The 20331-nt window shown below is 51.9% G+C and carries 18 protein-coding genes; 12 read left to right on the top strand and 6 right to left on the bottom strand.

Annotation, left to right across the window (positions count from 1 at the left end):
• Positions 1 to 22: 22 nt before the first annotated feature.
• The 3 genes from gcvH (at position 23) to ACTJIK_RS01185 (ending at position 1469) form a co-directional block, all read left to right on the top strand.
• Entirely contained in the window at positions 23 to 403 is a 381-nt protein-coding gene (gene gcvH, locus ACTJIK_RS01195; protein ID WP_440644426.1) for a glycine cleavage system protein GcvH, read from the top strand.
• 65 nt (positions 404 to 468) lie between these two features.
• The gene (locus ACTJIK_RS01190; protein WP_440644425.1) at positions 469 to 819 is read left to right on the top strand and encodes a VanZ family protein; all 351 of its coding nucleotides are present in this window, start codon (positions 469 to 471) and stop codon (positions 817 to 819) included.
• 221 nt (positions 820 to 1040) lie between these two features.
• Complete coding sequence (locus ACTJIK_RS01185; protein WP_440644424.1) at positions 1041 to 1469, top strand: helix-turn-helix domain-containing protein; 429 nt, start codon at positions 1041 to 1043, stop codon at positions 1467 to 1469.
• A gap of 19 nt (positions 1470 to 1488) precedes the next feature.
• On the opposite strand, the gene ACTJIK_RS01180 is transcribed toward ACTJIK_RS01185, so the two are convergent.
• Positions 1489 to 3999, bottom strand: a complete 2511-nt coding sequence (locus ACTJIK_RS01180; protein WP_440644423.1) for a DUF5686 family protein — start codon at positions 3997 to 3999, stop codon at positions 1489 to 1491.
• Between the two features lie 346 nt (positions 4000 to 4345).
• On the opposite strand from ACTJIK_RS01180, the gene ACTJIK_RS01175 reads away from it, so the two are divergent.
• The 3 genes from ACTJIK_RS01175 to ACTJIK_RS01165 are packed head-to-tail and all read left to right on the top strand — an operon-like array spanning position 4346 to position 5698.
• Positions 4346 to 4993 carry a hypothetical protein gene (locus ACTJIK_RS01175; protein ID WP_440644422.1) on the top strand — a complete coding sequence of 216 codons (648 nt, stop codon included), beginning with the start codon at positions 4346 to 4348 and terminating at the stop codon, positions 4991 to 4993.
• Between the two features lie 10 nt (positions 4994 to 5003).
• Complete coding sequence (locus ACTJIK_RS01170) at positions 5004 to 5306, top strand: winged helix-turn-helix domain-containing protein (protein ID WP_209145599.1); 303 nt, start codon at positions 5004 to 5006, stop codon at positions 5304 to 5306.
• Between the two features lie 32 nt (positions 5307 to 5338).
• Positions 5339 to 5698 (top strand): diacylglycerol kinase family protein, encoded by a 360-nt coding sequence (locus ACTJIK_RS01165; RefSeq protein WP_440644420.1) that lies wholly within the window; start codon positions 5339 to 5341, stop codon positions 5696 to 5698.
• A 185-nt stretch (positions 5699 to 5883) separates the two neighbouring features.
• Here ACTJIK_RS01165 and ACTJIK_RS01160 read toward each other — a convergent pair whose 3' ends face one another.
• Positions 5884 to 9258 carry a hypothetical protein gene (locus tag ACTJIK_RS01160; RefSeq protein ID WP_440644419.1) on the bottom strand — a complete coding sequence of 1125 codons (3375 nt, stop codon included), beginning with the start codon at positions 9256 to 9258 and terminating at the stop codon, positions 5884 to 5886.
• A 57-nt stretch (positions 9259 to 9315) separates the two neighbouring features.
• On the opposite strand from ACTJIK_RS01160, the gene ACTJIK_RS01155 reads away from it, so the two are divergent.
• Positions 9316 to 9978: an MBL fold metallo-hydrolase gene (locus tag ACTJIK_RS01155; protein WP_440644418.1), complete on the top strand. Its 663-nt coding sequence runs from the start codon at positions 9316 to 9318 to the stop codon at positions 9976 to 9978.
• Positions 9979 to 10009: 31 nt separating this feature from the next.
• On the opposite strand, the gene ACTJIK_RS01150 is transcribed toward ACTJIK_RS01155, so the two are convergent.
• A complete protein-coding gene (locus tag ACTJIK_RS01150) occupies positions 10010 to 11506 on the bottom strand; it encodes a lipopolysaccharide biosynthesis protein (RefSeq protein WP_440644417.1) in 1497 nt (498 codons plus the stop codon).
• Between the two features lie 33 nt (positions 11507 to 11539).
• Positions 11540 to 11941 (bottom strand): alternative ribosome rescue aminoacyl-tRNA hydrolase ArfB, encoded by a 402-nt coding sequence (gene arfB / locus ACTJIK_RS01145; RefSeq protein WP_440644416.1) that lies wholly within the window; start codon positions 11939 to 11941, stop codon positions 11540 to 11542.
• 43 nt (positions 11942 to 11984) lie between these two features.
• Between arfB and dtd the strand changes: the two genes are divergently transcribed.
• The 3 genes from dtd to ACTJIK_RS01130 all read left to right on the top strand — a co-directional run bounded on the left by dtd (position 11985) and on the right by ACTJIK_RS01130 (position 14287).
• Positions 11985 to 12437 carry a D-aminoacyl-tRNA deacylase gene (gene dtd, locus ACTJIK_RS01140; protein WP_440644415.1) on the top strand — a complete coding sequence of 151 codons (453 nt, stop codon included), beginning with the start codon at positions 11985 to 11987 and terminating at the stop codon, positions 12435 to 12437.
• Between the two features lie 23 nt (positions 12438 to 12460).
• Positions 12461 to 12787: a nucleotide pyrophosphohydrolase gene (locus ACTJIK_RS01135; protein WP_346317311.1), complete on the top strand. Its 327-nt coding sequence runs from the start codon at positions 12461 to 12463 to the stop codon at positions 12785 to 12787.
• A 69-nt stretch (positions 12788 to 12856) separates the two neighbouring features.
• Complete coding sequence (locus ACTJIK_RS01130; RefSeq protein ID WP_440644414.1) at positions 12857 to 14287, top strand: glycine--tRNA ligase; 1431 nt, start codon at positions 12857 to 12859, stop codon at positions 14285 to 14287.
• A 200-nt stretch (positions 14288 to 14487) separates the two neighbouring features.
• Here ACTJIK_RS01130 and ACTJIK_RS01125 read toward each other — a convergent pair whose 3' ends face one another.
• Positions 14488 to 15216, bottom strand: a complete 729-nt coding sequence (locus tag ACTJIK_RS01125; RefSeq protein ID WP_440644413.1) for a ferredoxin--NADP reductase — start codon at positions 15214 to 15216, stop codon at positions 14488 to 14490.
• 129 nt (positions 15217 to 15345) lie between these two features.
• Here ACTJIK_RS01125 and mfd point away from each other — a divergent pair, with 129 nt between their 5' ends.
• The gene (gene mfd, locus ACTJIK_RS01120) at positions 15346 to 18717 is read left to right on the top strand and encodes a transcription-repair coupling factor (RefSeq protein WP_440644412.1); all 3372 of its coding nucleotides are present in this window, start codon (positions 15346 to 15348) and stop codon (positions 18715 to 18717) included.
• A gap of 149 nt (positions 18718 to 18866) precedes the next feature.
• Complete coding sequence (locus ACTJIK_RS01115; RefSeq protein WP_440644411.1) at positions 18867 to 19589, top strand: SIMPL domain-containing protein; 723 nt, start codon at positions 18867 to 18869, stop codon at positions 19587 to 19589.
• Between the two features lie 209 nt (positions 19590 to 19798).
• Here ACTJIK_RS01115 and ACTJIK_RS01110 read toward each other — a convergent pair whose 3' ends face one another.
• Entirely contained in the window at positions 19799 to 20311 is a 513-nt protein-coding gene (locus ACTJIK_RS01110; protein WP_440644410.1) for a hypothetical protein, read from the bottom strand.
• Positions 20312 to 20331 lie beyond the last annotated feature (20 nt).

Raw genomic sequence — 20331 nt, 5'->3', positions numbered from 1 at the left:
ACCGCTCAAAATCAAACTTGACATGAATTTTCCGTCGCAACTGCGTTACACAAAAGACCACGAATGGGTATTGTTAGAAGGGAACACCGCAAAGGTGGGTATCACCGAATTTGCGCAGCGTGAGCTGGGCGATATCGTATTTGTTGATATCTCCACGGTGGGCAAATCCCTGAATGCGGAAGAGATTTTTGGTACAGTAGAGGCGGTTAAAACCGTGTCTGACCTGTTTCTGCCGGTAGCGGCCACCGTTTTGCAAGTGAATCCCGCGCTGGACGGTAGTCCTGAGCTGGTAAACTCCGATCCGTACGGCGAAGGCTGGATGGTGGAAATACAGGTGAATAACCCCGCTGATGTGGACGGGCTGCTGAGTGCAGACGACTACAAGGCGTTAGTAGGAGAATAACAATGAATGAATCAAACCCGAATAACAAGGTAAGCATGAGAATGATCCGTTATTATCTGCCAGCAATGGGATGGATCATTCTCATTCTTTTTTTATGCACGCTCCCGGGCTCGGCTATTCCAAGCATGTCTATGTTCGACAAGCTGCATGTGGACAAGATCGTGCATTTCGTATTGTTCGGCGGCACGGTGTTGTTGCTGGCGTACGGGTATTACAAGCAGAAGGGAGCGATCAGCGGGCTGGCGTTGTTTTCGCTGGTGGCGGTGGTAACGTTGTATGGCCTGGCGATCGAGTTCATCCAGAAATACCTGGTGGCGAACCGGAGCTTTGATATGTACGACCTGCTGGCGGACGGGCTCGGTGCTGTGGCGGGAGCGCTTGTATTTTTGTGGGTAGGGAAGCGGTTCCTGAAATAAGGACTGTTTGTTCAAAGACATTGATGCGCCTGGTAACAGGCGCATTTTTTTTGAAACGGATACGCTCAGATTGAGCGTATTTTTTTTGTTTATCCCGGAAACCTGGAGATTTCCTTTAGTGATTCAGAGACTATCTCAGTTTCGACCAGGTTTTTTTGGAGGCAGTTTCTCAATCTGCTAATTTTATTTGCATGGATGGTTGTTAGCCTTACCCACTATACATGAAGGAGACGAACGTTGGCCCGAGGATACGGAGGTTAAGGGAATCGAGGGATTATACGCAGGAGTATGTTGCAGCGAGGCTGGGTATCGGTGCAACGGCTTATGGTAATATTGAGCGCGGCGATGTGAAGCGGATCACGCTGGGACGGTGGATGGAGATCGCGCAGGTGCTGGGGGTGCATTATTCGGAGATATTCGAGGGAATGGAGTCGCCGCATTCCCCCTTGTACCGCCCGGCTTCGCAGGAACTGGCGGGGCTGGTGGAGTATTTCCGGAAAGACAAATTACTGTTATACGAATTGCTGAAGAACTACCGGGAGTTGTTCGGCAGGCTGGAGCAGCTGCTGCAGAGCAGCAACAAAGCTATCCAACAGGTGATGCAGATGCAGCTGGAGATACACCAGCAATTGCTGGAGCATCGCCGTTGAGCGGCCTTTTATCCATTGTTTAGAATTGTAACCTGAAGCTGCCGAAGATCCCGAACCTTTTTTCGTAGGGCTCACCGGGGAGGGGTTTCGGCGCTACCCGCCACACAAAATCGACCCTGAGGAATTTGAGGATGTTCTCCACGCCGGTGCCCACTTCAATGTATGGGCTGCCTTCCAGTGTTTTGAAAGGGTAGCCGGCGTTGAGGTTGAATGCCTTGTTCTCGTTGCTGAGCTTGCCGATCACTCCTTTGGCGGTCCAGAACTGGCGGAACTTCAGCTTCCTGATGCCGGGGATGTAATTGAAGATGCCGCTGCCGATGGTATGTTCCACGTTGAAGCCGGCATATTGGTCGCTGATGAACTCGTAGCGGTTCATCATGTTGAATGCGTATTTATTGTAGTAGTAGATTTCGTTGCCGGGATGGATCTCCAGCATGGTGTAAGGCAGCGCGCCGTTGCTGAATATCTTGCCGCCGAAGAAGTTATAGTAGATCGTTCCGAACGGCGGTGTTTTGACATAATCGGAAACGGTAAACGAGGTTTTGTGGTAGTTGTAATTGCTTTTGAGCACGCCTTTCAGGCCGAGGGCATATTTTACTTCCACGATGGGGTACCTGCTGCCGAGGCTGAAACGGTAATAATTCCCTTCCAGGAATTCTTCGCGGAAAGCGTAACGAAGTTTCACGGCCACTTCCATATTGGTGAGCGGATCCAGCCCGCTGCCATTGTGGGGGAAGAAGCCGCCGGTGGGCAGCGGCGCAAAGGGCATGAATTGTTTATGCACTACAGACAGGTGATGCGAGAAACCGGAATAATATTCTTTGAAAAATTCAGCGCGTTTCTCATCTATGAGCATGAACTTCTGCGGAACGCCAGGCTTGCGGATGGCGACGGAAAAGATGTTGTCCGTTCCTACTTCATCGTAATAATTGGCGCCGTTGTCCAGGTCGCGGATGAACGAGCCGTATACGTACATGCGCGGGTGGCGATTGAGCAGCCAGAGGGCGGAGAGTTTGCCTTTGAAGTGCTGGTCGGTGAAGCCGTATGCCAGGTAGCCGTTGAGGTAAAGATCCTTATGGAATTTAGGGGTGGTGCCCAGGTCGAACCGCACCCTGAAACCTTCCAGCCTGTTCTGTGAGAAGAGGTACCAGTAAGGGCCCCATTCGAGCATGCCGAACGGTTTATACCCGGTTGCCAGGAAACGGATGGTATTGGAATATTTCTGGAACAGCGGCATTTTCTGCAGGGTGTCCACCATCCGGTAAATAGACTGCTCGTTTTTGCTCAGGCCTTCATGGCGGTTGCTTTGCCAGAAGTCTTCGGTGCGGTAGCGCGCGCTGTCCGTCAATACGATGTTCTCGGGGTATCGTTTCTCTGTGAAGAGATTGGTAACGGAAGTATCGTTTATCATCACCTTTTCGTAGGTGGTGGTTTTGCGGCCGATGAAGTCCATGGTTTTGGTGGGCTTGAGGCCGGGCGTCCAGAAATCGACGATGAATTTATCTTTTGCAAGGAACCAGCCGCTGCTGTCGGGGAAAGGCTTGTATTCCTGCACCATGCTGATCTTACGCACGAAATTGATATTGGCGTCTCCCGGTACGGCCATGGTCATTTTCTGTATGGCATAGGTGGAGTCCTGCACCCACATTTCGCCGATGAAAGCGTTCTCGCCTTTCCTGCGGGGCTGGAAGTTCATTTTGATGAAACGCTGCTGGTTGATATACTGTGTGTCCGTGATCCGGTAGCTGTAATAAAGCGCGCCGCTGTTGCTGATGGGGCTTACGAAGCTTTTGTCGAACACGGGGATGTGATTGTCGTATATGTTCACGTTCTGGTACATGCCGCCCAGGAACTTGGAAACGCTTTCATTGTCGAGCCCCGAAGTACGGGATGCCTTGATAATTTCTTTGGTTTTTTTCGGGCTGCGCTGGAAGTAATAATCGGAGATGCTTTCTGTGAGGAAAACCGGGAGGAAGGGTTTGGTTTCCGAGGTACTGTCTATATTCTGGAGTATGAAGGAGAACGGTTTGGTAAAGCGGTTCCTGGAGAGCTTGGTGGTATTGAGGTTTTTGATATCGAGTTCCAGCTTGTTGTAGATCTCGTACCGGTAGTTGCTGAGCCGGTCGTAGTTATTGTCCGGCTTCCGGCGGATGATGTGCCGGAGGAGGATGAGGGCGAAGTTGACATTGGCTTTTACTTCGTGTTGTTTGAGGGAAACGTCGCCGCGGGAGATCTCAAAATTAAGCGTCTGGTCTTTGAGATTTTTATCTACAAAGAGCACGGTGCGTTGGTATCCCATCACTCTCACCAACAGCGAATCGGAGGGTATAGCGGGCAGTTCGAAGAGGAAAGAGCCTTCTGCGTCGGTGACCATGCCAGTATTGGTGCCTACAAACTGGAGCGTGGCAAAGGGGATCAGTTCCTGGGTGTGCGCGTCCTTTACTTTACCGCTGATCTTGTATTGAGCGCTGATGGGTAAGAAGCTGATGATGCAAATAATTAAAGCTATGGTTCGTTTCCGGCCGGTCATACACGAAGCAAATTAGAGATTTTCGCACTAATCGAGGCGAATTGTGGTTAAATGGGACAGTTTTATAACAATAATTTACCGTTTGTCCGGGTGAATATGTCCGGATGATGGGAAATGTTGGCATAGTTACCTACTAAAGACGTGCGCCGGCTTCAGTACCCCTATAACGGGCATAAGGGGAACAAGGTTACTATTTTTCCGCATTCATCATACTATCCTTTCGGATAGCGCTGGATGCGGCTGATGTTCCATATGCCATAACGCGTCCCGTCACTCTGTTCATACAATAACATGCCAGCTTTTTTCTCCCGGGAAAAAAGCTAACTTTGATGCACAAAGTGCTTTTATGAACGAGCAACAACATCTCGATTCCCTTCATGATATCAAGCGCATTATGGAGCGCTCCACCCGCTTTATGTCCCTCAGCGGCCTTGGCGGTGTTGGTGCGGGTATCAGCGCGCTCGTAGGCGCCTTTTTTGCCTGGAAGCTCCTGGAAGGGGAAGCGCAGCCCTCCCGCGCAGGCGGGGTGGACGCTTACGGCGTAACGCCGGCAGACAACCTGCTGATCCTCCAGTTGCTCCTTATTGCAGGCGCCGTGCTGGTTGCCGCCCTGGGCACCGGCTTTTATTTCACCTGGCGCAAAGCCCAGGCGCAGGGCCTTCCCGTTTGGGACGCCTCCGCCCGCAAAGTGACCTTCAACCTCGCCATCCCGCTGTTTGCCGGGGGACTGTTCATATTGGGATTGCTGTACAACGGCTACGCCGGCCTGGCTGCTCCCGCCTGCCTCGTTTTTTACGGCCTCGGGCTGGTGAATGCCAGTAAATATACAGTGACAGACATCCGGTATCTTGGCTACGCTGAAATACTGATCGGAATACTGGCGCTTTTTAATCTTTATAACGGGCTGTTCTTCTGGGCATTGGGCTTCGGCGTGATGCACATTTTTTACGGCGCCCTCATGTGGTGGAAATACGAAAGAAACCCCGCAGCATAAACCTGATGGCATGAACCCGATCGGTAACCTGAATAAAATATTTGAAAGCCGCATCCGCCTGGGCGTAATGAGCGTATTGATGGTGAACGTGAACGAGGAAGTGAGCTTCAACGATCTGAAAGAACTGCTGGAAGTGACGGACGGCAATCTCGCCTCCCATCTTTCCACGCTGGAGGAAAATGCCTACATCAAGGTGCATAAAGGGTTTATCGGGCGAAAGACCAACACCACCTACTCCATCACCAAAGCCGGCGAAAAAGCCTTCAAAGGCCACCTCGCCGCATTGGAAGCCATGATCAAATTTAACCAGTAGGCTCCCGCTTTCATTCACCTAAACAAGACAACATGCCTGTTCAAAAGCGCTTCTTCGGTTTACGGCATGCTTTTAACGGCCTTGGCTTGTTCCTGCGCAGCGAATCCAACGGCCGTATGCACGCAGCCGCCACGATAGCGGTCATCGCACTGGCCGCCTGGCTCAGGTGCTCCCTTGCGGAATGGGCCATGCTGGCCATTATTACGGGTATGGTATGGCTCACCGAGATGCTCAATACCGCGATAGAAAAGATCATGGACTACGTGCAGCCGGATATTCACCCGAAAGTAAAATGGATCAAAGATGTGTCCGCCGGCGCTGTGCTGGTGGCTGCGGTTACGGCGCTCACTGTGGGAGGGATCATTTTCGTGCCGAAGCTGCTGGCGCTGTGATCACTGTGGTTTCATGAGTGAGCTATCGAAGAACGGCGGTCCTTCCCGGACTTCAGCAGGAGCGGAAAGGCATACCGGGAAATCCTTCCAGACGCAATTGTAGTGAGCTGTATGCACGGTGCTAATTTAAATAAAATGGGCTGCCCTTTTGAGACAGCCCGCTTTGTTTTATCAATAAGATCAGATCAAAAATCAACCCCCATCGCGAAGGTCACCAGCGGCTTGCCCCTGAAGAAGCCTGTCATCGGCCAGCCGGCGTCTACCCTCAGGAAGTAACCCAGCAGCGTGGTTCTTGCGCCGAAGCCATAACCGCCCACAAAGGGCCCGAGGAAACCTTCCTTGATCCGAACCACTACGCCTTCAGGATTGACATAAGTGGTGTAGTTGGCGTCTTTGAAAGACAGTTTCTCGTTCCAGGCAGTGCCGATGTCCATAAAGGCCATCAGCTGGAAGTTGCGCAGGAACGCGGAATTGATCGGCTTGTCTATGAAAGTGGTGATCACGGGCAGGCGCAATTCAGTATTCATCAGCATCACGTTGTTGCCGTTCCTGATGTTCTGTTTGTAGCCGCGCATATTCACCGCCAGCGTCTGGTACGCGTAATTCTCGTTGGGATTGGGCTGCCGGTTGGTGTAAATGTCGGGTTTGATCAGCCAGTTGTCCACACCGCCGAGGAAGTAGATCAGCTTGCGGCTGCCCAGGGAAAGGTCCGCGGCAAAGCGTGTGGCCCATATGAAGTTGCGGTATATTTCCACGTAATGCCGTGCGTCTATCCCCATGTTGTAAGTGAACTTCCCTTTCGGCGTCACTTCGTTGAATACGGTATTCCGGTTGCTCTTTATCTGCGATATCAGGTCCGCATAGATCTTATACCGCGTACCCTTGTAGATATTGATGGCCGGGTTCAGCACATTGTCGTGCACGTATTCCAAACGGGCCAGCACGTTCGTTTCTTTATAGTTCGGCTCTTTGAGCGAAATTTCATCGTTGGCGAGTATCACCATTTCATCTGTACGCAGGCCGGCAAAGATGCGGAAGCTGCGCACCACGTCGAGCGGATAACGCACTTCGAGCTGGTAGATGTTCGTTTTGTTCTTGATCGGGTAATCGTATTCCTGCCCGGATGTATCCCGGTAAAGTACGCCGCCCTGGTCCACCTTGCGGTAGTAGCTGAACTTGTAGTCGAAGCGTTTTTTGAGGTACGCGAAAGAGAACAGGTATTCCGTACCATCCAGCGCAAGCGGGATGCGGAAGGCGCCGCTGAATTTAAAATCCTCCATCAGGTCGCTGATGCCGATGCGCACGAGGCCGTTCACCGGGTCGGTAAGGCGGATGGGCGAGCTGGGGGGGCCCATGTACGGCTGGTAACGGTTCATCAGTACCGAGTTATCCAGCTGCGCCACGAGGTAGTCTGACGAGAACTTGAGCTTGTAATTGCTCAGCCTGGCGGATCTAAGCACGGGCGGCTCTTTGGGCGCGGTGGCGATCATTTCCACGGGAGCGGCCGTATCTGCCGGTTCGTTGCCGAACTCATTCTGGAAGAAATTATTCTGTTTGGTGGCAGTGTCTTTCTGGTACACGCTGGGCAGGCCGAGCCTGAGGCTGTCTTCCCGCATCTGCGCCATCCGGTAACGGGTGGGCCTGGCGGTTACGTTGCGCCTGCGCAGGGTATTGGTGTCTACCTTGAGTTTGTACAGGCGCTTGTAATCGCCCACCTGCACTACTTCAGACACCATGCCCTGGTCTCCCGCGATCCTGGATTCCTTGATGCCGTACTGGTAGTTGGTAACAGGGAACACGTAAGTGGAATCGTTGGTAATGGCAATGGCCTGCACGGAATCCGGCGCGGTGGAGCCGTATTCGGCAAGCGCTGAATCCAGCTCTTCCTTATCGGGGTTGTGCAGTATCTCCGCGCCTACGAAATACAACGAATCCACGCCGGCCCTTTCGGATTTGAAGAAACCCGCGTAGCGGTTGTTGATGCCGTTGGCGTCGCTTACGAAGGTGAAGTGGGTGGTGTTGTATTGAACGGGCAGCCGTGCGTTGCCGTACGGTAGGTTCGTAAGCTGGGAGATCTGTTTTTCGGAAGACTTGTTCCAGTTATCGATCAGGAAGATGTTGTAGTTGTTATGCGGCAGCACGGTGTCTGCGCTGCGGGCTTTCGGGCCGGGGCGGTTGGAGGAATAGATGATGCCGCTTTTGCCGGGGAAGGCCACGAACGAAGGATCGAGATCGTCGTACACATCGTTGGTGATCTGTTCCGTTTTGCCGTTGCTGATGCTGTAGGTGAAGATGTCCGTATGGCCGTTCTTCACAGCGCTCAGCAGCAGGGAGTTGTCGAACTCGAAGAAATATTTCATATCTATTACCCTGTCGAACTGGGGAAGGTCCTGCCGGATGGTGATCTTGGTGACCAGGTCGTACACCATCAGTTTGGTTTTGCCTTCATGTTCGTACACGATGGCCAGGCGGTTGCCTTTCTGGTTCCAGGCCAGCAGGGGATAGTTGGGGTCCAGCTTGGAGGTGTATTGCCTTACGCCGCTTTTAAGCAGCACTTTGGTGGTGCTCCAGCCCAGGTTGATCTTCACTTTGTAAAGGCCTTTGGAATATTCCACCACGGCATACATGCTGTTCTTAGGATTGGCCTGGTAGCGGTAATAGTCTTTTTTCTCTTTCACTTCGTTGGAGATCACGCCGATGCCGCGGGTAACCTGGCGGCGGCGGCGGTTGTCTTCCTGGTAACGTTTCATGGTGTAGGTCATGAAATCTTTCTGGGCGTCTTTGGGTTTCATGTGCAGCACCTGCTCGAAGCCTTTTTTGAGGCCGCGGTTGATGCGGGTGATGTACATGAGGTAGGGCACAGCGTCTTTCCCGTATTTGCTTTCCACGTAATACCAGAATGCCTGCCCGGCCAGCAGCGGCTTGTCGAAGGCGAGCTGGTTAAAGGTGGTATACCTGCCGGAAGCCATCACGGCTTTCAGTTCCTCGTCCAGCTTGGAGCTCCAGTTTTCGGCGGCATAAGAAATGAAGCCGTCGGTGAACCAGTTCGGGAAGTCCAGCAGCGCGGCATTGCCTGCAAATTCACCGATGTCTTCCCCGAAAAGCAGTGTTTCCAGCATCACGCGGGCAATGCCCTGGCGGATCTGGCGGCGGAGGTTGTTATGGTCGCCATCGAAATACACGAGCAGCTTGTTGCCTACCAGCTTGGTCACGCCGCCGGTGTTCTGCCAGTCTATCCCGATGCCTATATTGGATTGTTTGAATTCGCCGAAATTGTTGTACACCACAATATTTACTTTCTGCCTGAAGGTATATTCCATGAATTCCTCCAGCTGGGGCAATTCCCTTTCCGCCGCCTGTGCCACATACTTTCCGAGTTCGAGGCCATTCTGGGCAAAATAGGTATTAAAATGACGGGTGGTGTAGAAGCGCCATTTGAAGTTTTTGAACTGAACCCTGCTTTGACCGAATTCTATAGTATTCGTCTGTGCCTGAACGTGAAACGTACCAATCGATAGGAAAAGGAAAAACAAGAATGACCTGGTAATAAATCGGTTCATACGGAAAGTATTGATAATATTGTGTTGCGAATTAAAATTAGTAAAAAAGGTCTAACAATGTTCGAAATCAGATATTTCACGGTGAATCCCTTTCAGGAGAACACTTACGTACTAATTAACGAACAAAAGCAGTGTATCATTATAGACCCGGGCTTTTATTATCAAAATGAACGGGAAGAATTCCTTCAGTTTATACGGGAAAACGGGCTCACCGTTGCCCGGCTGCTGAACACCCATTGCCACCTGGACCACATTTTCAGTAACGCGCTGGTCGTAAAAACGTTCGGTACGGGCCTGGAAATGCACCAGAAAGACCAGGTGGTGCTGGACCGCTCGCAGCAAAGCGCTTCCATGTACAACCTGCCTTTCGAGCCTTCGCCCATGCCCAAAAGTTACCTGGAAGAGGGGGATAAAGTGAAGCTGGGAGACGATGAGCTGGAAGTGATCCTCACTCCGGGCCATTCCCCCGGCAGCATATCGTTCTATTGCGCCAAACAGCATTTCGTGATCGCGGGGGATGTGCTTTTTAAACAAAGCGTAGGCCGTTCGGACTTTCCGGGAGGTAATTTTGAAACACTGGCCCGCAGCATCCGCCAGAAGCTCTACAAGCTGCCGGACGATACGATCGTCTACCCCGGCCATGGCCCCGAAACCACCATCGGGTTCGAAAAGCTCCATAATCCTTTCGTTCCGGAAGACCCAAGCACCGGGTTCGCCTGACGACTACGGCGGCTTTCGTAGTCCTGACGGCTCAGCCCGCCGCCTTGCGGCCCAGCAGCCGGACTACCTCCGCGCGCTCCAGATACAGTATAACGGCCATGTACATACCTATGCCCAGCAGCCCGGTAAGCTGCATCGTCCAGAAGCCGGGATGCATGGAGCGAAGCCAGGCATGGCCGGCATAAATCAGTGCGGCCAACCCCAGGTAAAACAGGATGCGTTTCACATCATAAGGAACCGGGTAGTATTTCTGGCCCAGCAGGTAAGAAACCGCCATCATAAACGAATAACAGCAGAACGTGGCCCAGGAAGAGCCGGTGTAGCTGAATTGCGGTATCCACCAGATGTTCAGCCCGATGGTTATTACCGCGCCGGCCAGGGTGATCCAGGCGCCGGTCATATTCCGGTTGGTCAGCTTGTACCAGATCGTAAGGTTATAATAAATACCGAGGAAAACCGTGGCCATGGCCAATACCGGCACAATATGCATCCCTTCCGCATACCGTTTGTCCGGCCCCTGTGTAATAAGCAATATCCAGAAATCCAGGAACAGCGATACCACCAGAAATACCGCCCCCAGCAGCATCACGAAGAACTTCATGACCCGGGCGTAGGTATGCCGGGCATCTTCATTGCGGCTCTGGTTGAAGAAAAATGGCTCGGCGCCCATCCTGAAAGCCTGTATAAACACGGTGATCAGCACCGCCAGCTTGTAGTTCGCGCCGAAAATGCCCAGCTGGCTGTCGGTGATCTCTTTCGGGAAAGGATATACTTTGGGAAAGATAAGCCGGCTCAGCATTTCGTTCACCATGCCGCCCAGCCCTACTATGATCAGCGGAAGGCTGTAACGGATCACTTCTTTCCAGAGGGGCTTGTCGAACAGCCAGCGGAAAGAGAAAAATTCTTTTGAAATATACACCACCCCGAGAAAACTGGCCAGCAGGTTGGATAACATGTAATATTCAACGCCTGCATCCGGGTTGTACCAGCCCATCCAGCTATAGCCCTCCGCCTTCAGCCTGGGGCACAGGCTCAGGAAAAACGCCGTAAGCAGTATCTGCGTCGTAATGGTGAGTATCTTTACCAGCGCATATTTGCGAGGCCTGCCTTCCTGCCGCAGCTTGGCAAAAGGCATCACGATCAGGGTATCAAAAAAGAGAATGCCTGAAGCCATCACGATCAGGTCCGCCCGGCCGGGGAGATCGAGCATCGCAGCCACCGGCGCTGCGCCCAGTATCAGCAGGGAGGAAAGGATGATGCTGGAAACGATCAATGAAATGCTGAGGGTATTATACAGCCGTTCCTTTTCTGTGTTTTGGGCAAAACGGAAATAACTGGTTTCGATCCCGTACGTGAACAGCACGTTCATGAAAGGAATAAAAGCATATACCTGGGTAATGATGCCGAACTTTTCAGTAAGGAAAACGCTCGTGAGGAACAGTTGGAGGATAAACCCCAGCATCCGCTGCGCGATGGTGGGCAATCCATACCAGATCGTTTGTCCCGCCAGTTTCTTAATATTTCCCAATTCGAAGAATTTGATCCAAAAATAGTTGTTGGCTTAGTCGTTTCCAAAGTTATTCCGCCGGTTGCTTTTTTTCTCGCTGAGGCGTTTTTTGAACTGGATGCGTTTTTCTACCATGGCCCTGGTAGGCTTCACCTTGATGCGTTTCTTCGGCACCACGAGCGCCCTGGCCAGCAGGTCATTCATTTTCCGGATCACTTCTCCCTTATTGCCCAGCTGGCTGCGTTCGGTCTGGCTTTTCACCTGCAGCAGGCCTTCGGCATTCAGCTTGTCCCCCAGCTTCGTCAGCAGCCGCGCTTTCTGCTCTTCGGTCAGCAATGCGGAGGCGGCGATATCGAAATACCCCTCCACCATGGTTTCCACCTTGTTCACATTCTGACCGCCCTTGCCGCCGCTGCGGGCAGTCCTGAATTTTATCTCTGATGATACGTCCAGCATAACGCAATGCTTATCTTTAACCACAAATGTAAGACGAATAATTATGCGGGTAGTTATACAACGCGTTACACAAGCCTCCGTCACCATCGGCGGTAAAATAAGATCGGCCATAGAGAACGGCCTGCTGGTGCTGTTGGGTATCGAAGAGGCGGACGGGCAGGAAGACGTTGCCTGGCTCAGCGCTAAAATAGTGAACCTGCGCATTTTCAACGACGATGCCGGCGTAATGAACAGGAGCGTGCTGGAAACCGGGGGAAACATCCTGCTGGTAAGCCAGTTCACCCTGCACGCCTCCACGAAAAAAGGCAACCGCCCGTCGTACATCAAAGCCGGCAAGCCGGATACCGCCATCCCGCTGTATCAACAAATGATCGCGCAGCTGGAAAAGGACCTCGGCAAACCCGTGCATACCGGGGAGTTCGGCGCAGACATGCAGGTGGGGCTGCTGAACGACGGCCCCGTGACCATCATTATAGATACGAAGAACCGCGAGTAGATTAACTTTATAAAAATATCCGCATGACCATCAAAGAAGCCCAGGAGAGGGTAGACCAATGGATCAATACCACCGGCGTCCGTTATTTTTCGGAACTCACGAACATGGCTATACTTACCGAAGAAGTAGGCGAAGTGGCCAGGATCATTTCCCGGCAGTACGGCGACCAGTCCTTCAAAGAATCCGACAAAAAGAAAGAGCTGGCAGACGAGCTGGCTGACGTGCTCTGGGTGCTGCTTTGCCTGGCCAATCAAACCGGGATAGACCTGGATGTGGCGCTGGAAAAGAACTTCGATAAAAAGAACATCCGCGACGCCAGCCGGCATAAGGACAATGAAAAGCTCAGATAATCATTACATTGAAAGTGTAATATTAATATAATACGTTGTTTCGAAATTCGATTTTATATTTGCGCGACTATGGCAACAGATCAGAATAAGTTCCAGGCGATCATTTCGCACTGTAAAGAATACGGTTTTATTTTCCAATCCAGCGAAATATACGACGGGTTGAGCGCGGTATATGACTACGGCCAGTACGGCGCTGAGCTGAAGAAAAACATTCGTGATTACTGGTGGAAAAGCATGACGCAGATGCATGAGAACATCGTGGGCATAGACTCCGCGATCTTCATGCACCCCACCATCTGGAAAGCTTCCGGCCACGTGGACAACTTCAGCGATCCCATGATCGATAACAAGGACAGCAAGAAACGTTACCGGGTGGACCACCTGGTAGAAGCTTATGCCGACACGTTGCCCGAGGCAGAGAAAGACGCCGTGATCGCCAATATGGAAGCGTTGCTGAAAGAAAATGATTACGCAGGACTGAAAAAGTTCATCGAAGATAAAAAGATCGTTTGCGGCGTGAGCGGCACGGCCAACTGGACGGACATCCGCCAGTTCAACCTCATGTTCTCCACCCAGCTGGGGAGCGTGGCCGAAGACGCCAGCGAAATATACCTCCGCCCGGAAACCGCGCAGGGTATTTTCGTGAATTTCCTGAACGTGCAGAAAACCGGCAGGATGAAGATACCTTTCGGTATTGCGCAGGTGGGTAAAGCTTTCCGCAACGAGATCGTTGCCCGCCAGTTCGTATTCCGCATGCGCGAGTTCGAGCAGATGGAGATGCAGTTCTTCGTTCGCCCAGGCACCCAGCAGGAGTGGTATGCTTACTGGAAAGAAGAGCGTATGAAATGGCACAAGAGCCTGGGCCTGAACCCCGCGCACCTGCAATACCACGACCACGCCAAGCTGGCCCACTACGCTGATGCGGCGGTGGACATCGAATATAATTTCCCGATCGGTTTCAAGGAAGTGGAAGGCATCCACTCCCGTACGGATTTCGACCTGAGCCAGCACCAGCAATACTCCGGTAAAAAGATGCAGTACTTCGATCCCGAGATCAACCAGAACTACATCCCTTACGTGGTGGAAACATCTATCGGCCTGGACCGCTGCTGCCTGATGGTGCTGAGCGAAGCTTACGAAGAGCAGGATCTGAGCACGGCCGAAAAGCAGGACAGCCGCGTGGTGCTGAAATTCCCGCCGAAGCTCGCGCCGATCAAGCTGGCTATTCTTCCTTTAACGAAAAAGGACGGCCTGCCTGAGATCGCGAAAGAGCTGATGGCCGATTGCAAGAAAAACTTTTACTGCTATTACGAGGAAAAAGACAGCATCGGCAAACGTTACCGCCGCCAGGATGCGATCGGTACGCCTTTCTGCGTAACTATCGATCACCAGACGAAAGAAGACGGCACCGTAACCGTTCGTCACCGCGACAGCATGGAACAGGAACGTATCCCGCTCACCAGCGTGAAAGAGATGGTGATGAAATCTATGATGGATTAATGAACTGACCGAACTGAACATAGAAAACAGGGGCTGGCCTTCTTAGGCCAGCCCCTGTTTTTTTGCATATCTTCTTTAATATTAACCCGTCCTTTAGCCGTATCAGACCCGTACCAAACCCGTATCAAACCCGTGGATAAGGGTACTTTAAAGCGTGTCCGTATCACTTTTGATACCGGTGCGTATCAAAAGTGTACCGGTCATCCATACAACTCCAAATGAATATCATGCCGGTCGTACCCCATCGCCTGTATCTTCTGCTTCGCTTCGTCGATCATCGCTTTCCAGCCGCAGAGGAAAAAATTGGCCGGCCTGCGGTCTGCCAGCAGGTCCTCGTACACTGAATGCACGTAACCCTTACGGCCGGTCCAGGATGGATGGTCTTCGCGGGAAAGGGTGGGGATGTAGTGGAATCCCGGCATTTCCGCTTCCAGCTGGCGCATTTCCTCTTTGTACAGCATATCCTTTTCGTAGCGCACGCCGAAAATGAGGTAGATGTTGGGATGGGGAAGCTGGTGCAGGTGAAGGTGGTGCACCATGGACCGGAAGGGCGCAATGCCCGTGCCGGTGCACACCAGGAAAAGATCTTTTTCCATGGGCTCGGGCAGGGTGAACTTGCCCAGCGGGCCCTGCAGCAGCAGTTCGCTGCCCTCCCGCACCTCGTTGAACAGGTAAGTGGTGCCCGCGCCGCCTTCCAGCAATACGATCACCAGCTCGATCTCCGGGCTGCCGTTAGGATGGCTGGCGATGGAATAGCTGCGCCAGCGCTTGTTTTTCTTCTCGTGGATAGGAAGGTCCAGGGTAACAAACTGACCCGGCTTAAACTCGAAAGCGGCCTTTTCTGGAATGCGGATCCAGTACCTCCTTGTATTATGCGTCTCATTCACAATCTTCGTTACCACGCCTGTATACCATTCGTGTTCGGACATGTATGAAGGATTTATGTAAAATGAACTTATCTCAGATCTGACCTGATTTAAATTACGCAAAAAATTAACAATAACCGAAATCAACCCTCAAATCGCATCTGTCGAAAATGCATTATCTTTGCCATCTTCATGAATTTGCAGGGTGTTTTACAGTTATATGAACGCGACCCCCGCCTGAAAACACTGGCGGACGGGATCATATTGCCCACTCCCGGCTATTTTCACCTAACCGGCCTCACCGGCAGCGCGGCAGCCTTCGTAGCTTCGTCCGCCTGGAACGCCACCGAGCTCAACCACCTCATCATCCTCAACGACAAAGAGGAGGCCGCTTATTTCCACAACGACCTGGAGCAGCTGACCCAGGCACTGGATATCTTCTATTTCCCGGATTCCTTCAAGAAAACGGGCCAGTTCCAGGAATATAACAGCAGTCACAGCATGCTGCGCACCGAAGCCCTCATGAAACTGACGGGCGGCAGGGTGCACAAAAAAGTGCTGGTCACCTACCCGGAAGCCCTTTACGAAAAAGTAGCCGGCAACACCGCCTACAATGCCAACATGGTGAACATAAAAGTGGGCGAAACCCTCAAGGTGGACGCATTGCTGGAAAAGCTCGTCAGCTGGGGCTTCGAACATTCCGACTTTGTATACGGCCCCGGCCAGTACGCAGTGCGCGGCGGTATCCTCGACATCTATTCCTTCGGCAACGAAAAGCCTTACCGCATGGAACTGTTCGGCGACGAAGTGGATTCCATCCGCCTCTTCGACCCGGAAACCCAGCTCAGCGAACGCAAGCTCATGCAGGTAACGCTCATCGCCAATATGGACACGCGGGCCATTACCCACCAGAAAATGAGCCTGGCAGACTTCCTGCCGGAAAATACCGTGGTCTGGATCAAAGACCCCTCTTATGTACAAGGGGTGATAGGCCAGATGGAAGAGCGGCTGGCGGACTGGCTGCAAACCGGCAACAAGGTGCGCGTAACGGAAGATGAAGAGATGCAGCTTTCCGGCGAAGACTTTGAAACCGCTGAAAACCTGATGCAGCAGCTGTTGCAGCGTTCCTGCATCGTGTTCGGCCCGCATTTTAATTTCGATAAAGTACCGGCAGGCGTACAGGAAATTGCATATCATACCGCGGAACAGCCGGTGTTCAACCGCCAGTTCGACCTGCTGATAAAAGACCTCGGCAAACACAACACTACCAGGTCCTCCATCTTCATCTTCGCCGAAAACCCGCGCCAGCTGGAGCGTTTGCGGAGTATTTTTGAAGACCTGAAAGCGGATATCCCCTTCTTCCCGATCCCTGTAGCCATCAGCACCGGCTTCATAGACAATGACCTGAAAGTGGTTTGTTATACAGACCACCAGATCTTCCAGCGTTATCACAAATACAAGGTGAAGCAGGCCTACAACAAGAACAAGGCCATCACCCTCAAAACGTTGAAAGAACTGCAGCCCGGCGACTATGTGACCCACATCGATCACGGCGTGGGCGTGTACAGCGGCCTGCAGAAGATAGAATCGGGCGGGAAGATGCAGGAAGCGATCCGCATCATTTACAAGAACAACGACCTGCTGTATGTGAACATCAACTCACTGCACAAGATCAGCAAATATACCGGCAAGGAAGGCATAGCGCCGAAAGTGAACAAGCTTGGCAGCGACGCGTGGGAAAAGCTGAAGGAAAAGGCGAAGACCGAAGTGAAGGACATCGCCAAAGACCTCATCAAACTCTACGCCGCGCGTAAAGCCCAGCAAGGGTTTGCGCATACGCCGGATACATACCTCCAGACAGAGCTGGAAGCCTCTTTCATTTACGAAGACACGCCTGACCAAAGCAAAGCCACGGCAGACGTAAAACGCGATATGGAATCACCTTCCCCGATGGACAGGCTCGTGTGCGGCGATGTGGGCTTCGGCAAAACCGAAGTGGCCGTGCGCGCCGCGTTCAAAACAGTGGTGGATGGCAAGCAGGCCGCGGTACTGGTGCCCACTACCATCCTCGCTTTCCAGCACTATAAAACATTCTCCGACCGGTTGAAGGATTTCCCCTGCACCGTGGACTATATCAACCGCTTCAAATCCGCGAAAGAAAAGAAAGAAACGCTCAAGCGCCTCGAAGAAGGAAAAATAGACATCATCATCGGCACGCATGCGCTGCTGGGAAAAGAAGTGAAGTTTAAGGACCTGGGTGTGATGGTGATAGACGAAGAGCAGAAGTTCGGCGTAACCGCCAAGGAAAAGCTGAAGACCATGAAGGTGAACGTGGATACGCTCACCCTTACGGCCACGCCTATCCCAAGAACGCTGCAGTTCTCCCTCATGGGCGCCCGCGACCTTTCCGTGATCAATACGCCGCCTCCAAACCGCCAGCCTATCGAAACGGAAGTAACGGTATGGGATAAAGAGCAGATCCGCGATGCGATCTATTACGAAACCGAGCGCGGGGGGCAGGTGTATTTCATTCACAACCGCATCAACGGCCTCCGCGAAATGGCCGGCCTCATACAGGAGCTTTGCCCTGACCTGAGCATTGCCACAGCGCATGGCCAGCTGGAAGGGCATAAGCTGGAAGAAGTGATCCTCGATTTCATTGACCGTAAATACGACGTGCTGGTGTGCACCAATATCGTGGAAAGCGGCGTGGACATTTCCAATGCCAATACCATCATCATCAACAACGCCCATCACTTCGGCCTCAGCGACCTGCACCAGCTGCGCGGAAGGGTAGGGCGCAGCAATAAAAAAGCTTTCTGTTACCTGCTGGCGCCGCCCATGAGCACCCTGCCGGCAGACAGCCGCAAGCGCCTTTCCACACTGGAGCAGCACAGCGAGCTGGGCAGCGGCTTCCAGATAGCCATGCGCGACCTGGACATCCGGGGCGCGGGCAACCTGCTGGGCGGCGAACAAAGCGGTTTCATCGCAGAGATCGGTTTTGACATGTACCAGAAGATCCTGGACGAAGCGATCCGCGAGCTGAAACAAACGGACTTCAAAGACCTGTTCAAAGAGCAGCTCGAAGAAAAGAAAGACTTCATCAACGACTGTACGATCGATACCGACCTGGAAATACTCATTCCCGATTCTTACGTGGAAAGCATACAGGAAAGGCTGAACCTCTACCAGGAGCTGGATAATATCACGAAAGAAGACAAGCTGGAAGAATTCATTAAAGGCATGGAAGACCGCTTCGGGGCTATTCCCGAGCCGGTGGCCGACCTTTTCACGATGATCCGCTGCCGCTGGATGGCCATAGAGCTGGGCTTCGAAAAAATGATCCTGAAAGACGAAACGCTGCGTTGTTATTTTATTAATAATCCTGACAGCCCGTACTTCGAATCACCCACTTTCCAGCACATCCTGCATTATATCCAGACGCGCACCAACAACGCGCGCCTCAAGCAGATCGGCAAGAACTTCATGCTGATCGTGGACCGTATCAAGAACATGAACGACCTTCACAACTTCCTCCGTAAAATGGCGGATGCACGCAGTTAATCAATTGTAACATATCTTTGCCCCGAACGTTACACCCTCATTATTAACCTGACTTTTTAAAAAAACACAAAGAAAAGTTAAAGCCTGAAAGGGCATATGGAAACCAGGTATTCCCCTGCATCCTGACTGTGAATTTAAAACTGAAAGCAATGAAAAGATTAACCGTATTATTAATGGCACTCATTATGACAGCTACATCCTTCGCCCAAACTACTGAAACCAAACCCCCGGTGAAAAAGATCGAAGTGAATGGTTCTGCGGAAATTGAGATCACCCCCGACGAGATCTGGCTCAACATCACGCTGCGTGAATACATGAAGAACAAAACGCAGAAAGTGGCCATCACCACGCTGGAATCACAGCTGCAGAAAGCCGTGGAAGCCGCGGGCATCGCCAAAGAAAACTTCACCATCGAAAACGTGTTCGGCTACAACTACGACCAGTGGTGGAAGAAGAAAAAAACAGCTGAAGACTTTATGGCGCGTAAACAGTACCGCCTTAAGCTGAACAGGCTGGACAAGATCAACGGCATCCTCGCCGCCGTGGACGAAGAAGGTATCGAAAGCGTGAACATTGCCTCTTTTTCCAGCAGCAAAATGGAAGAATACCGCAAGCAGGTGAAGATCAACGCGCTGAAAGCCGCCAAAGACAAAGCTGAATACCTGCTGAGCGCTATCGATGAAAAGATCGGCAACGTGATCGAGATACAGGAATTTAATACCGACCAGTACAGCGACGTACGCCCCCAAATGGCTAACGAAAGAATGTTCAAAGCCGCTGCTGCAGACATGGGCGGCGCGCCTGATTCCAACATCGATTTCAAAACCATCAAGGTACGCGCGGAAGTCAGGGCCGTATTCGGTATCAAATAAGTTATACTGAACTGAAACTATAAAAGAAAAAGGGCTTCCAGTCGTCACTGGTAGCCCTTTTTGCTTGTCTGATGTCATGTTGCGCCGGAAGACGAATGACTTTTCTACTGTCGTTTTTTAACTGTCTTTCATTTCTATTTTGCTACTTGATGCCTCAGGCATCAGTTCAGGTAAGTTGGGATAAATAGGACATGGTATATTAAAAGAGCTTAGTACATTTTCAGCACCGTTACATCGAATTTTCCTTCGGTAACGGTTTTCTTTTTGGTTTCATCGGCGTCGTGAATGAGCAGGCCGGTGAAAGTGCCTTTTGCACGCGTTTCGCTGATGGATTCTACCACCACGCTGGAAGCGGCGCCCAGTGTAAGATCATCGGCGGAATAACTTTCAGGGGAACCCAGCGATTTCATCCAGCCGATGGAATTGAAACCGTTCAGGTCCAGGGAATAGGTGCCGGGTTTTAATTGTTTGTTGGGAAGAAGAATGTTGATCGTGAGCAGCTGGTTGTCGCTGGTCATGCCGCTTACTACCAGCATGGCGTTGGTGGTGGTATCGTGGAGGCTGCCGGTCAGCTGTTTGGTCACCGTTAATTCCTGCCCGTCCAGCTTCATGGTCAGGTAACCTTCGCTTTTGTTATCCTTGAAAGGATCTTTCTTTTCGCAGGCGGTGAAGCATAAACCGGCTATAAGGCCGATGGCCGGGAGAAAATATCTGGTTTTCATAGGTAATGGGTATTATTCTG

Source organism: Chitinophaga sp. 22620 (assembly GCF_052044405.1).
Classification (GTDB): domain Bacteria; phylum Bacteroidota; class Bacteroidia; order Chitinophagales; family Chitinophagaceae; genus Chitinophaga.
The sequence above is the reverse complement of the archived record's forward strand: the minus strand, read 5'-3'. Positions and strand labels throughout refer to the sequence as shown.

Excerpts from the sequence above, each read along its gene's own strand:
- gcvH (WP_440644426.1), top strand. The coding sequence starts at position 23 with ATGAATTTTCCGTCGCAACTGCGTTACACAAAAGACCACGAATGGGTA.
- ACTJIK_RS01190 (WP_440644425.1), top strand. The coding sequence starts at position 469 with ATGGGATGGATCATTCTCATTCTTTTTTTATGCACGCTCCCGGGCTCG.
- ACTJIK_RS01185 (WP_440644424.1), top strand. The coding sequence starts at position 1,041 with ATGAAGGAGACGAACGTTGGCCCGAGGATACGGAGGTTAAGGGAATCG.
- ACTJIK_RS01180 (WP_440644423.1), bottom strand. The coding sequence starts at position 3,999 with ATGACCGGCCGGAAACGAACCATAGCTTTAATTATTTGCATCATCAGC.
- ACTJIK_RS01175 (WP_440644422.1), top strand. The coding sequence starts at position 4,346 with ATGAACGAGCAACAACATCTCGATTCCCTTCATGATATCAAGCGCATT.
- ACTJIK_RS01170 (WP_209145599.1), top strand. The coding sequence starts at position 5,004 with ATGAACCCGATCGGTAACCTGAATAAAATATTTGAAAGCCGCATCCGC.
- ACTJIK_RS01165 (WP_440644420.1), top strand. The coding sequence starts at position 5,339 with ATGCCTGTTCAAAAGCGCTTCTTCGGTTTACGGCATGCTTTTAACGGC.
- ACTJIK_RS01160 (WP_440644419.1), bottom strand. The coding sequence starts at position 9,258 with ATGAACCGATTTATTACCAGGTCATTCTTGTTTTTCCTTTTCCTATCG.
- ACTJIK_RS01155 (WP_440644418.1), top strand. The coding sequence starts at position 9,316 with ATGTTCGAAATCAGATATTTCACGGTGAATCCCTTTCAGGAGAACACT.
- arfB (WP_440644416.1), bottom strand. The coding sequence starts at position 11,941 with ATGCTGGACGTATCATCAGAGATAAAATTCAGGACTGCCCGCAGCGGC.
- dtd (WP_440644415.1), top strand. The coding sequence starts at position 11,985 with ATGCGGGTAGTTATACAACGCGTTACACAAGCCTCCGTCACCATCGGC.
- ACTJIK_RS01135 (WP_346317311.1), top strand. The coding sequence starts at position 12,461 with ATGACCATCAAAGAAGCCCAGGAGAGGGTAGACCAATGGATCAATACC.
- ACTJIK_RS01130 (WP_440644414.1), top strand. The coding sequence starts at position 12,857 with ATGGCAACAGATCAGAATAAGTTCCAGGCGATCATTTCGCACTGTAAA.
- ACTJIK_RS01125 (WP_440644413.1), bottom strand. The coding sequence starts at position 15,216 with ATGTCCGAACACGAATGGTATACAGGCGTGGTAACGAAGATTGTGAAT.
- mfd (WP_440644412.1), top strand. The coding sequence starts at position 15,346 with ATGAATTTGCAGGGTGTTTTACAGTTATATGAACGCGACCCCCGCCTG.
- ACTJIK_RS01115 (WP_440644411.1), top strand. The coding sequence starts at position 18,867 with ATGAAAAGATTAACCGTATTATTAATGGCACTCATTATGACAGCTACA.
- ACTJIK_RS01110 (WP_440644410.1), bottom strand. The coding sequence starts at position 20,311 with ATGAAAACCAGATATTTTCTCCCGGCCATCGGCCTTATAGCCGGTTTA.